Genomic DNA, 12,800 nt, shown 5'->3' with positions numbered 1-12,800 from the left:
CCTAGGCTCCCGTGAGCCGCTCGTACAAGCCGAGGAGCTTCTCCCGCTCGGTCTCCCAGTTGTAGCGCAGGGCCGCCGCGCGGGCCGCGCGGGCGTACCCTGCGGCGCGAGCAAGCACGGCGAGCACGGCGCGCGCGATGTCCGCGGGGTCGGTCACGTCGGCCAGCACTCCGGCGCCCGTCTCACGCACGAAGCGCGAGATCGTCGGCATCTCCGAGGCGACCACCGGCGTGCCGGCCATGAACGAGTCGAAGAGCTTGTTGGGCGCCGTCAGGCGGTAGGACAGCGAGTGGGGCTCGATCGTCACCGCCGAGACGTGCGCCGCGGCCAGCGCCGGCACGATCTCCTCGGGAGGGATCACGCCGAGGAACCGCACGCGATCGCCGAAGGGCGCCGCCGCCTCGCGTATCGCCGTCTCGTAGTCGGGCTGCGGGATGGGGCCTATGAGCTCGACGACGTGGTCGACGGGCAGGTGCGCGAGCGAGGCGATGAGCGGCACCGCCCCGCGCCCGTGCTGGAAGACGCCCACGTAGCGGATGCGTACCTCCTCGGACGCGTCGCGCTCGGCCCAGGCGGCCGCAAGCTCCTCGTCGGGGAAGTGGCGCGGCGCGTTGAGCAGCGTCTCGGCCGGCCCTTCGTAGCCGTAGCGCCGCACGATCTCCTCCGTGTAGGCGGGCGATGCGGTCAGCAGCGCGTCCGCACGGCGCAACAGCGGACCCTCGAGCGCGACCAGCGCGCGGCGCTTGGCGTGCACCTTGTCGCGGGCGTGCCCGCTCCACAGCTCGTGCGAGTCGTAGACGAGCTTGGCGCCTGCGCGGCGCGCGGCGAGGAAGCAGGGCAGCAGCGAGTCGACGTCGTGGGCGTGGTAGACGTCCGCACCCTCCTCGGCCAGCGGGCGCACCAGGCTCGCGAACGGGATGCGGCTCGTCCTGCCGACGCGCCGCACGCGCACGCCGCCCGCGGTCTCCTCGGAGGGCAGGCCGGCCCCGGCGTCGGCTACCACCACGACGTCGTAGCCGCCCGCGGCGAGCGTCTCGGCCTCGCGGCGCACCCGCAGGTCGTGCGTGTAGGCGTTGTTCACGCGGACGCAGACTCCGGTGCGGCGCACGGGCTCCGAGGCGGCGAGTGCCGCGGTCGATCGGGGCTGCTGGTCCACGCTGGCCTCTCGTCGGGGAGCGGGTGCGCCTTGTACCGGCGCGACAAGCGATTATAGTATGGCCAGCATGAGCCCCTCCACGCCGAGGAGACTCCTCCTCGTCACCTACGAGTTCCCTCCGTCCGCCGGAGGGGGCGTCCAGCGCCTCGCGAAACTCGCCAAGCACCTGCCCCGGCACGGGTGGCGCGTCACCGTGGTCGCCGCCGAGCCCATCGAGGGGCGGCCCCGCGACGAGACGCTGCTGGCCGACGTGAGTGAGGCCCGGGTGGTCCGGCTGCCGGCCCGGGACGTGGGAGCGGGCGTCGCGCGAGCCATCTCGCCGGTCAAGCGGCTGGTGCGCAGGCGCGGCGCGTCGGAGCAGGGGCGGCGCACCTCCGGCTCCGCGTCCTCGGCGAGTGGCGTGCCGCTGAGCACGCGGCTGGCGCGGTGGGTCGCCGTGCCGGACACGGCGGTGCGCTGGGCGGCCGGCGTCGAGGCGGCCGCGCGCCGCCTGCACGCCGAGGAGCCCTTCGACGCGGTGCTGGCCTCCGGCCCGCCGTACTCGGGCGTGGCCGCCGCCGCTTCCGCCGGACGCGCCCTGAGCGTGCCCTTCGTGGCGGACATGCGCGACGCGTGGCTCGTCAACCCCAGCGTGCGCTGGCCCACCGCGTGGCACGCGCACCGCTCCCAGGCGCTGGAGCGCGCGACACTGGCGGCCGCCGACGCCGTCACGGCCGTCTCCGAGGTGATCGCCGAGGAGGCCCGCTCGCTGGGCGCGCGGCGCGTACTCGTGGTGCCCAACGGGTTCGACCCCGAGGACCTCCCCCCGCGCGCCCCGGACCGTGCCGGGCCGCTGCGCCTCGCGTTCATGGGACGCCTGTACCGCGCCCTGGATCCCGCGACGCTCGTCGAAGGACTCGGGCTCGCCCTGCGGGGGGGCCGGCTCGGCGAGGGATTCGCGGTCGACGTGGTCGGCCCGCCCTCCGCGGAGGCCGAAGCGCTGGTCCGGCGGCACGGCCTCGGCGAGGTCGTGCGCTTCCACGGCTTCAAGCCCCACGCCGAGGCGCTCGGCGTCGTGGCCGCCGCCGACGCCGCGCTGGTCTCGGTCGGTCAACGTCCGGGTGCGGAAGGCATCTACACAGGCAAGCTCTTCGAGTACGTCGGGATGGGAGTGCCCGTCCTGCTCGTCGGGCCGGCCGACGGCGTGGCTGCCCGGTTGCTGCACGAGGCGGGAGCCGGCCGGGTGACCCGGCCGGGGGACGCGCCGGCCCTCGCCGAGGCGGTGGCGTCGCTCGCCGAGGAGAAGCGCTCGGGCGGGATCCGCTCGGAGCCCGACCTCGCGGTGGTCGCGCGCTTCGAGCGAGGACGGCAGGCGGCGCAGGTCGCCGCCGTGCTCGACTCGCTGGCCGGGTGTCCGGCGGAGGAACGATCGGAGGTGTCACCGGGTGGCTGAGGCCGCATCGAGCGTGCGGACCCCGAGAATCGCCCCCTGGGCGGCCGCGGGGCTGCTGCTCGGCTCGGCGGGGGGTGTGGCCGTCACCAACGGGGCGCTCTCTCCGGCGGCGGCCGCGGTCGCGCTGGCCGCCGCGGCGATCGCCGGGGTGGTCGTCTGGCGCGTCGAGTACGCTCCGGCGCTGATCGCCCTCACGCTCCCGCTCGACGCCGCCGGGCGCGTCTACCAGGGCTCCGTGACGATCACGCTCTTCCACCTGGCGCTGCTGCTCTCGCTGGTGTCGTGGGGGGTCCGCGTGTGGCACGAGCCGCGCCGCTGGTTGCGCTTCTCCGCGCTGGACGCCGGCGTGTTCGCGCTGCTGGCCGCGGTCGTGTGGTCGCTGCCCCACTCGCTGAACCCCGGCGGGACCGCCGTGTCGCTCGTGCGGCTCGTCTTCCTGGCGCTGTTCACGCTGCTCTACGCCAACGTCGTCCGGGACTCCGCGGGTGTGAGGCGCCTGCTCGCCGCCGTGGGAGTCACGGGGGTGGCGACCTCGGCGCTCGTGCTCTTCCAGTACCGCTTCCCCGAGATCGCGCCAGGCAACATGAGCGTGGTCGCCAAGGTCGGCGGCACCAAGGTCACCCGCGTGAGCGGGTTCTTCGAAGACCCGAACTACCTCGCGGGCTTCCTGACGGTGGTGATCGTGGCCTCTCTCGCCGAGGCCGTTCACGCCCGGGGCGGGCGGCGCGCTTCCGTGTGGCTCGGCGTCTTCGCGCTCTCCTCGGCGGCGCTCGTGGTCACGCTCTCGCGCACCGGCTGGGTCGCCGTGCTGGTGGGCATCGCCGTGGTCGTCCTGACCGCGCCGAGACGGCGACGCGTCCCGCTTGCGGTGGTGACGGCGCTCGTCGGCGCGCTGCTGGTCACCTCCGCGTCGGAGACGATCGTCGCGCGGTTCGCCTCGATCACGGACGTGGGGACGGACCGGTCCGTGGCGACCCGGGCGCTCATGCTCGAGTCCACCGTCGACATCATCGAGCGACACTGGGTGTGGGGGACAGGCCTCAACGCCTACGAGCGAGCCTACGTGCAGTACCGCCGTCCCGGCTCGCACGCCAGCGTCCTGCGGCCCCACCAGCTGCCCCTGGCGATGTGGGCCGAGATGGGTCTTGCGGGCCTGTTCGCGGAGGTCCTGCTCATAGGGGCGGCGCTGCGGCAGTTCGTGAGGCGAAGGACGCGCGGGTGGACGATGCCGGAGACCCTCGCGCTGGCCGGCGTGCTCACCCTGCTCGTCCAGACGCTGTTCCAGTACTATCTGTACTTCGAGTACCTGTGGCTGTTCCTGGCGCTGTGCGTGATCGCGCGGCGCCTCGCAGAGAACGAGGAGGCTTCATATGCCTGAAGGCCATCCCGTCGCCGTCCTGACCGATGCGGTGAGGCGTCAGTGGTGGCTCGTGGCGGTGGTGACGGTCGCCGCGCTCGCTGCGGCCTACCTCGCGACCCGTGACGCCAGAACGACCCACACCGGCACTGCGCAGGTCGCCATCGCGGCGGCGATCACGGCGCGCCCGGGCGTGGTGAAGCCGGACGACCTCGTCTCCGAGATCACCGGCGACGGCGAGGAGTACCGCAGCATCGTCGCGAGTGAGACGGGCATACCGGCCGAGGACCTCTCCTCGGACATGAACGCCTACACCACCGGCGACCCGCAGGCGTGGCTGTTCGTGACGTACCGCGCCGACGACGAGGCCGAGGCAGAGCGCGGGGCGGCGGCGATGGCGCGGGGCGTGGTGACCCGCGGCCGGGAGCTGTCCACGGGCGAGATCGACAAGGCCCGCGCACTCATGGAGCTCACCCAGCGGATGGTCGAGGAGGTGGAGCGCACAGAGTTCCTGGCGAACCAGATGCGGACGCAGTCCGAGGCGGATCTCGCCAAGTCCCAGGCGCTGTACTCGCTGAGGCTCTCCCTCCTCAACTACACCTCGGCGTACCAGTCGGTGCTGGACGCCTACTCCTGGGACGGCGACGTGTCGGTCACTTCCCGCCCCGCCTCGAAGACACTGCGCGACGCGCTGGCGGGGGCGGGCTTCCTCGGCGTCATGCTCGGGGTGGCGCTGGCCGCCGTGCGAGAGCTCATGGGCAGGAGGGGCGCGGCCGCGGCCGCGCGGTGAGAGTGGACGCGGACGGGGAGGGCCGCCTGCGCGGCCTGGCCTTCGCCAAGCAGTTCCCCAGCCCGGCGGAGCCTCTGCGGGGCCTGTTCGTCGCCGAGCAGCTCGACGCGACGGCGCGTGCCGTGTCCTGGCGCGTCATCGCGCCCGTTCCGTGGGTCCCGCGGGTGCTCGCCGGCGCGCTGCGCAAGCCCTACGTGCGTGGCGACGGCGAGCACGGCGGAGTGGAAGTGAGCCGGCCGCGCTACCCGGTCCTGCCGCGCCGGCTCCTGTACGCGGGAGTCGCGTCCTCGATGGCCCGCGCCGCGAGAGGACCGTTCGCTCGTGCGCTTGCCGACCATGCTCCTGCATTCGTACACGCCCACGCCCTCTACCCCAGCGCCGCGGCCGCCCGGCGGCTCGCCGCGGCCGCGGGCGTCCCGCTGATAGTGACCGTCCACGGATCCGACCTGTACACCAACCTGGTCCGTCCCGCCTGGAAGCGCGAGCTGGAGGAGGTGGCCGCATACGCGTCCGCGATCGTATGCGTAAGCGACGCCCTGGCCGGGGACGCGGTGTCCCTCATCGGCGCGGACCCCGCGCGGACGGTCGTCATCCCGGACACGTACGACGGGGAGGCGTTCAGCTTCGTGTCCAGGGATCGGGGCGCGCCATCCCCTGTGCGTCTGGTGGCGGTGGGCAGGCTCGTGCCCGAGAAGGGGCACGCGGTGCTGCTCGACGCCCTCGCGGCGCTGGTCGCCGAAGGGCGCGACCTGGAGTTGACGATCGTCGGCGACGGGCCGCTGCGGGAGCGGCTCGCCCGCCTCTCCCAGGCGCTGGGCCTGGTCGGCCGCGTCCGCCTTGCGGGGCCTCTGCCTCAAGAAGAGCTGCGAGAAGCTCTCGGCTCCGCCGACCTGTTCGTGCTGCCGTCCCTGCGGGAGGGATTCGGCGTCGCGCTGATCGAGGCGATGTCGACCGGGCTGCCCGCGGTGGCGACGCGCTCGGGGGGGCCCTCCGGCATCGTCGGGCCCGGCCAGGGGGTACTCGTGGAGCCCGGCGACCGGACGGCCCTGGCGGAGGGGATCCGCCTCGCCCTCGAAGACCAGGCGTCCTTCGACGGCGCGGCCATCGCCGCGTCGATACGCGAGCGGTTCTCCAAGGAGGTCGTCGGCCACCTGCTCGTGCGGCTCTACCGGGAGGTCGCCGCAAGGTCGCAGCTCAGCGGCACGGCGGCGGACCGAGGAGGGAGCGGCGCGTGAACGGCCGGGTGGCGATGCTGCTGAGCAACGCGCTGCACTCCGACCCCCGCGTGGAGAAGGAAGCGGCGGCGCTCGTCGCGGCGGGCCTCGAGGTGACCGTGATCGCGTGGGACAGGGCGTTGTCGGGGCCACCGGAGGAGGAGCGCGGCGGAGTGCGGATCCTGCGGGTCGGTCCGGAGGCCCGGCACGGCGGCGGGCTCGCCAACCTCGGGGCGTACCGCGGGTTCTGGCGCGTGGCCGCCGAGGAGGCCGCCAGGCTCGCGCCGGATGCGGTGCACTGCCACGACCTCGACACCGCGCAGGCCGGGCTCCGCGCCGCGCGGGGGAGCGAGCGCCGGAAGCTGGTGCTCGATATGCACGAGCTCTACCGCGAGAGCAACATGGTGCCGCAGCGGGGGCTTCCGGGGGTCGCGGCCAGGGCGGGGGTGCGCGTGGTCGAGCGCCGGGCGCTCCCCGCCGCCGACGCCGTGCTCGTCGCCAACCCCGGCACGCTGGACTACTACGGCCGCTTCGGCGTCGGCGACCGGCTCACGCCGATAGAGAACGCGCCGGATGCCGAGATGTTCCGGCCGGCAGAGGAGCGCCGGCCCGACCGTCCGCTGACCGTCGGCTACTTCGGCCAGAAGCGCTACGTCGGCGGGCTGCGCACGCTGATGGAGGTCGTCGACGCGCACGAGGACATGGCCGCGCTGCTCGCCGGCGGGGGGACGGCCGCCGAGGAGGTCGCGGTCATCGCCGCGGAGCTGCGGCGCATCGAGGTGCGCGGCCGGTTCGCCTACGCGGACCTGCCCGCCTACTACGCGCGCTGCGACGTCGTGTACGCGGTCTACGAGGCCGGCATCGGCAACGTCCGGACGCTGTTCCCGGTGAAGATGATGGAAGCCATGGCCTGTGGGCTGCCCTGCATAGTCTCGTCCGGGACGTGGGCCGGCGACTACGCCGTACGAGAGGGAGTGGGTCTCGCGGTGCAGCCGGGCGACGGGGCGGCGCTCGACGCCGCCCTCGTGCGACTGCGGGACGAGCCCGGCACGCGCGCCGAGATGGGGCGCCGCGGGCGAGCGATCGTGGAAGCGGGCCTGAACTGGCAAGAGGTGGCACGGCGGCTGCTGCTGGTCTACGAGGGGCTGCTCTCGCAGCAGGCGACGCCGGCCGCGCCCCCGAGGGCCGGTGTATACTGGTAACCGCGCATCACCTGGAGGCGAGACATAGCATGCATCGTAGCCTGAGAGCCTTCCTCGCGGCCGCGCTCTCCGCATCCGTCGTCGCCGTCCCGGCGGCCGGGCCCGCAGGCGCCGCGCCCGCCCCTCAAGCCGTACGCGACTTCACCATCAGCGGCACCGGATGGGGTCACGGCATCGGCATGAGCCAGTACGGCGCCCAGGGCTTCGCGCTGAAGGGCTACACGTACGACAGGATCCTCACCCACTACTACCAGAAGACGACCCTGCGCACGCTGGAGTCGCTCTTCGGGGCGAAGGACAAGAACCCCACCGTCCGGGTGAACATCGACAGGGCCAAGAGGTACCGGTCCTCTTGGACCATCAAGGGATACAAGTCCGAGCTCAGGGTGTCGAGCGGCTCGACGTCCCTCACGCTGGGCAACAACGCCTACCAGACGTTCACCGCCAAGGACGGCAAGATCGTGGTGGCCGGCAGGACGCTCGGGTCCTCGGCGAGCGTCAGCGCGGCGAGCGGCAGCCCGAAGCTCCTCGTGGTCAAGGACGCATCCGGTCCGCCGCTGCACAAGGACCACCCGAACGGGTATCCCTACATGCGCTACAGGGGGAGCATCAGGCTCACCGCTTCGGGCAACACGCTGAAGGCGGTCAACCACGTCCCGATGGAGAGCTACCTGTACGGTGTGGTGCCCCGCGAGAGCCCTTCGTCCTGGCGCGCCGAGGCGCTCAAGGCGCAGGCGGTCGCAGCGCGCTCGTACGCCTGGGCGACCAACCCCGACCAGGACCGCAACGGGACGCTCGACGGGGAGTTGTACTGCACCACCTCCAGCCAGGTCTACGGCGCCCATTCCCGTCTCAGGGACGGCTCGGACTCGAACGTCTACATGCATGAGGCGTCGAGTACGAACTCGGCGGTGAACGCGACGGCGGGCAGGGTGGTGTACTACACCTCGACCAGCCACAAGACCGTAGTCACCACATACTTCTTCTCGCAGTCCGGCGGGCGGACCGCCAACATCGAGGACGTGTGGGTGAGCGCGACTCCGCGGCCGTACCACAGGAGCGTCTCGGACCCCTACGAGTCGCTCGCGGGCGCCCCGTACTGCCCATGGCCCTCCGACAAGGAGAAGCGCCTCTCCGGACTGCAGCTGGCGGACAAGCTGCGCGCCGCGGGCATCTCCGGCGTCCCTGGCGGCTCCGCCCACGTCACCGGGGTGATCACCGAGCGTGCCGCCTCCGGCTACCCCCGCTACGTCACGTTCCGCTTCAGCGAGGGCTCCTCCGTGAAGGTCTCCGGCTGGACGGTGCGAGGCACGTTCGGCCTGCTCTCGCCCATGTTCTACTTCTCGGGCTTCCCGATCTCGCGCATCTACGGGAGTGACCGCTACTCCACTGCGGTCGAGATCTCCAAGCGCGCCTTCCCGACGACCGCTCCGACCGTGGTGATCGCAAGCGGCGAGGACTTCGCGGACGCACTGACGGGCTCGGGCCTCGCCGGCGCCTCCGGAGGCTCGCTGCTGCTCTCGCGCCGCGGCTCGCTGCCCTCCGAGACGGCGCGGGAGCTCGCGCGCCTCGCGCCGTCCACCGTCTACCTGATGGGGGGCGGCCCCGCGCTGACCGCCGGTGTCGAGAGCGCCGTGCGAGCCAAGCTCCCGGCCGCGACAGTGATGCGGATCGCGGGGCAGGACCGGTACACGACCGCCGAGAAGGCCGCCGCCGAGATCTCCGAGGTCGCCACGGCCAACGGCGGCGAGCCGCCCGCCAAGGCGCTGCTGGTGAGCGGGACGTCTTGGCCCGATGCCGCCGCGGCATCCGTGCTCGCCTACGCCCAGGCCTACCCGATCCTGCTGACCAGGCGTGACGCGCTGCACGGTGCCTCGGCTCGGGCGCTGAGAGCGCTGAAACCGGAGCAGACGCTGGTCGCCGGCAGCGACGCGGTCGTGTCGGCCGGGGCCGCTTCCGCGGCGGCCACGGCTTCGGGAGGCTCCGTGAAGCGCCTGGCGGGCTCCGACAGGTACGCGACGTCGGTCGCGATCGCACGCTACCTGGGCGGGGGAGCGGCGCCGGAAGGCGTCTGGTCGCGCGACGAGGTCTATCTGGCGACGGGCTACGACTTCCCCGACGCGCTCGCCGGCGGCGTGCTCGCCGGGAAGATGCGCAGGCCCATGCTGCTCACCCGCCGTGATCGCGTCGCGCCGCCCACGGCCGCGTACCTGAGGGAGAACCGGTCCTACATCCAGAGGCTGTGGATCTTCGGCAGCCGCGCGGCCGTGACCGACTCCGCCTTCGCCGCTCTCGACGCGACGATGATGAACTAGGAGCGAGGGCGCTCCGACGGAGGTCCCGCCACGTGCTCAGCCCCGCTATCCGCAAGGCGATCACCGCCGCCGCCGTCGCCGCGCTGGCGCTGCCCCTGAACCCGGCCGCGCCGGCCGTGGGCGCGCCGGCGACGGCGTCGGTGGCCGCCGAGTCGCCGCAGGTGCCCACGTTCACCTTCACGGGCAGCGGGTTCGGCCACGGGATCGGGATGAGTCAGTACGGCGCGCAGGGCTTCGCCCTGAAGGGCTTCCGTCACGACCGCATCCTCGCTCACTACTACAACGGCACGCGGCTCGAGCGCATGCCGAGGACGGACGCGCGGGTCAACATCGACGACGCGTACCGCCCGGGCAGGCCGTACGAGGGCCGCCCTTCATGGACGATGCGTGGCGTCGGCGGGGGGCTGACCCTCGTCGCCGGCGGTCGCGAGACAGCGGTGCCGGAAGGAGAAGCCGTGGCGTTCGCCCTTCGGGGGGGTGGAGTGGAGGCCCGGCTCGACGGCGGCGAGCCGTCGTCCGGAGACGAGGTCGGCGTCGTGCCCCGGCGCGGAGCCCTGATCCAGGTGGCGGGAGTCACCGGACCGTTCGGCTGGCGGGACGTCCGCTACCGCGGCGAGATGCGCGTCATGCCGGCCGGAGCCGGATTGCAGGCCGTCAACGTGCTGGACATGGAGGAGTACCTCTACGCCGTGGTCCCTCGGGAGAGTCCCTCGAGCTTCGAGATGGAGGCGCTCAAGGCGCAGGCGGTGGCGGCGCGTTCGTACGCCTACGCCGATGTGACCGCGGGCAACGTCCTGGCCTGCAGCGTCTACAGCCAGGTCTACGGCGGGCGTTCGCGCGCGTCGGGCGGCAAGATCGAGCTGAACGAGGCCGAGCGCACCACCCGAGCCGTGGACGCCACCGAGCGGCTCGTCCTGAAAGCCGGTGACGAGGTCGTGAAGGCATACTTCTACTCGCAGTCCGGAGGCCATACGGCCGACATCCGCGACGTCTGGCCGGAGTCGCCCGCGGATCCCGTCTTCCGCGCGGTGGAGGACCCCTACGAGGCCGTCGCCGGGGCGAAGTACTCGCCGTGGCCGACGGATAGACGCGTGAGGCTGGACGGACGCGCCTTGGCGGCGAAGCTTCGGGAGGCCGATGAGGCCGTGCCGCCGGACGCGCACGTCATCGGCATGGTGGTCGACCGCGCGGAGTCGGGGCACGCTCGTTCGGTGACGTTCAAGCTTTCGGACGGCGGGAGGGCCGCCGTCGCGGGTGAGCGGGTCCGCTTCGCGCTGGGACTGCTCTCCACCAGGTTCTACGTCTCGGGATTCCCGATCTACTCGGCCCAGGCCGCCGACCGGTCGTCCGCGTCGGCCGAGGAGGTGCGCCGTGTCGAGGGGGCGCGTCTGGCCGTTCTGGCCGGCGAGAGGGACGTCGCGGGAGCGCTGGTCGCCGCCGGGCTCGCCGGCGCGCTGGACGCCCCTTTGCTGCTCACGCCTGCCGGCGCGCTCGGCGGCGCCGTGCGCGAGCAGCTGGACCGCCTGAAGCCGCAGAGGCTGTACGTGGTGGGAGGCGTGGATGCCGTGAGCGCGGCGACGTTGGACGCCGCGGAGCGCGCCTCCGGCGGAGGGGCGGTTCGCGTCTCGGGCCGCGACCGCTACGACCTGGCGGCGCGCGCCGCCTACCTCGCGCGCCGCGCGGGCGAGCCCGAGGGCGTCGTGCTCACCGACGACAGGACGCTCGTGTCCTCCGGGGCGCTGGCGGCGCTGGCCTACTCGCGCGGCTACCCCGTGCTCATCGCGCGCCCTGAGGGCCTGGACGGCATGACGTTGTTCCATCTCGCGGACGTGAAGCCCGCGACCGTGATCCTCGCGGGTCTGGACAGGGACGCCTCGGAGCGGCTGAACGCGGTGGTGGGCGGCACGAGCGGCCGCGAAGCCGACGAACGGCGGGGCGAGGACGTGTATCATCTGGCGGTGAAGCTGGCTGAGGGCCTCACGGAGGGCGGCCGGACGGCCGGGGGCCGCAGGGGCGGCGCAGGCCGGTCGGCGTACCTTGTCACCACGGCCGACCCGGTCATCGGGATAGTGGCGGGGGTGAGGGCCGCTCGTGGAGGGGATCCCTTGCTGCTCGCGCCTGACGGCCAGGTCGCGGCGCCGACGGACGCCTACCTCGCCGAGCACCGGATGGAGATCGACCGCATCGTCGTGTTCGGCGGCAGGGGGGCCGTCTCGGAGTCGGGGGCGAGCGGGATCGACGAGGTGATGATGAACTGACGTCCCGCGGGCGCGGGGCGGGGGAGGAGCCGCATGCGCGATCCGCTCGCCGTTCCGGCGGGGGCCGTCGAGGCAGCCCTGGGGGGCTCGCCGCCTGTCGAGGCGGCCATCGTGCTCGGGTCGGGTCAGTCGGCCGCGGTGTCGCTCGCGGCCGAGCGCGAGGTGCCGTACGCGAACATACCCGGTGCTCCTCGCGTCACCGCTGTCGCCGGGCACGCCGCGAGTCTCGCGATCGGGGCCGCCGCCGGTACTCGCGTCGCGCTCTTCCGCGGGCGGTTCCACCTCTACCAGGGGATCTCGGCCCCCGACGCGGCCTTCCCCGCGCGGCTGGCCGCCGCGCTCGGCGCGCGCACGCTGATCCTCACGAACGCGGCGGGCTCCCTCACGCCGGAGTTGCCGCCCGGAACGCTCGCACTCATCACCGACCACATCGGCCTGCTGGTCGACTCGCCGCTTGATGGCTGGAGTGGCGGGGAGCGCGGGGGGCCCTTCGTCGCGATGCGCGACGCTTACGACCCGGGCTTGCGCGCACTCGCCCGCGAGGCGGGGGACGCTTTCGGGATCCGGCTGGGCGAGGGGGTGTACGCCGCGGTGCGCGGGCCGGGCTACGAGACCCCCGCCGAGGTCCGCGCGCTGCGAGCGCTCGGCGCGGACCTGGTCGGGATGTCGACGATACCCGAGGCGGTGGCGGCCCGGGCGCTCGGCATGCGCGTGCTCGGGATCTCGGTCGTGGCCAACGCCGCCGGCGAGGGGCTCTCGCACGACGAGGTCCTCGCCGCCGCCGGGAGTTCCTCGGCGCGGCTCGAGCGGCTGACGGCTGGTATACTTGAGCGTCTGTGAAGCCGTCGGACGCCTGCCGGGGCGACCGTGAGGCGGCGTGATCGCCGCCGTTGACAAGAGGGAGCGCGAATTGGATCACCACGTGAAGGACCTCTCGCTCGCCGAGGGCGGCAAGGCCCGGATCGAGTGGGCGGATCGGGACATGCCGGTTCTCGCTTCGATACGGGAGCGCTTCGCGGCGGAACGCCCGCTGGAGGGTGTGCGGGTCGCTGCATGCCTGCATGTGACCACCGAGA

At 73.2% G+C, this 12,800-nt stretch carries 10 protein-coding genes; 9 read left to right on the top strand and 1 reads right to left on the bottom strand.

All coding sequences use genetic code 11. From position 1 onward, the window contains the following. Position 1: 1 nt before the first annotated feature. Positions 2-1,156, bottom strand: coding sequence for a glycosyltransferase (locus tag IBX62_03555; GenBank protein MBE0476158.1), 1,155 nt, complete (start codon positions 1,154-1,156; stop codon positions 2-4). Between the two features lie 58 nt (positions 1,157-1,214). Here IBX62_03555 and IBX62_03550 point away from each other — a divergent pair, with 58 nt between their 5' ends. The 9 genes from IBX62_03550 to IBX62_03510 form a co-directional block, all read left to right on the top strand. After that, entirely contained in the window at positions 1,215-2,588 is a 1,374-nt protein-coding gene (locus IBX62_03550) for a glycosyltransferase (protein MBE0476157.1), read from the top strand. 13 nt (positions 2,589-2,601) lie between these two features. Then, on the top strand, positions 2,602-3,966 hold the full coding sequence (locus IBX62_03545; protein ID MBE0476156.1) for an O-antigen ligase family protein: 1,365 nt from the start codon (positions 2,602-2,604) through the stop codon (positions 3,964-3,966). Continuing rightward, positions 3,959-4,735: a hypothetical protein gene (locus tag IBX62_03540; protein MBE0476155.1), complete on the top strand. Its 777-nt coding sequence runs from the start codon at positions 3,959-3,961 to the stop codon at positions 4,733-4,735. The genes IBX62_03545 and IBX62_03540 overlap by 8 nt, the downstream gene beginning before the upstream one ends. A gap of 2 nt (positions 4,736-4,737) precedes the next feature. Continuing rightward, on the top strand, positions 4,738-5,970 hold the full coding sequence (locus IBX62_03535) for a glycosyltransferase (GenBank protein ID MBE0476154.1): 1,233 nt from the start codon (positions 4,738-4,740) through the stop codon (positions 5,968-5,970). Beyond that, positions 5,967-7,151 carry a glycosyltransferase family 4 protein gene (locus IBX62_03530; GenBank protein ID MBE0476153.1) on the top strand — a complete coding sequence of 395 codons (1,185 nt, stop codon included), beginning with the start codon at positions 5,967-5,969 and terminating at the stop codon, positions 7,149-7,151. The genes IBX62_03535 and IBX62_03530 overlap by 4 nt, the downstream gene beginning before the upstream one ends. A gap of 29 nt (positions 7,152-7,180) precedes the next feature. Then, the gene (locus tag IBX62_03525) at positions 7,181-9,466 is read left to right on the top strand and encodes a SpoIID/LytB domain-containing protein (protein MBE0476152.1); all 2,286 of its coding nucleotides are present in this window, start codon (positions 7,181-7,183) and stop codon (positions 9,464-9,466) included. A gap of 32 nt (positions 9,467-9,498) precedes the next feature. Continuing rightward, positions 9,499-11,724 carry a SpoIID/LytB domain-containing protein gene (locus tag IBX62_03520; protein MBE0476151.1) on the top strand — a complete coding sequence of 742 codons (2,226 nt, stop codon included), beginning with the start codon at positions 9,499-9,501 and terminating at the stop codon, positions 11,722-11,724. 33 nt (positions 11,725-11,757) lie between these two features. Continuing rightward, the gene (locus IBX62_03515) at positions 11,758-12,564 is read left to right on the top strand and encodes a purine-nucleoside phosphorylase (protein MBE0476150.1); all 807 of its coding nucleotides are present in this window, start codon (positions 11,758-11,760) and stop codon (positions 12,562-12,564) included. A gap of 70 nt (positions 12,565-12,634) precedes the next feature. Next, the coding region (locus tag IBX62_03510) for an adenosylhomocysteinase (protein ID MBE0476149.1) at positions 12,635-12,800 on the top strand (166 nt) is incomplete at its 3' end.

The organism is Coriobacteriia bacterium (assembly GCA_014859305.1).
Classification (GTDB): domain Bacteria; phylum Actinomycetota; class Coriobacteriia; order Anaerosomatales; family Kmv31; genus Kmv31.
Note: the sequence above shows the minus strand (reverse complement) of the source record. Positions and strands in the feature narration are given on the sequence as shown.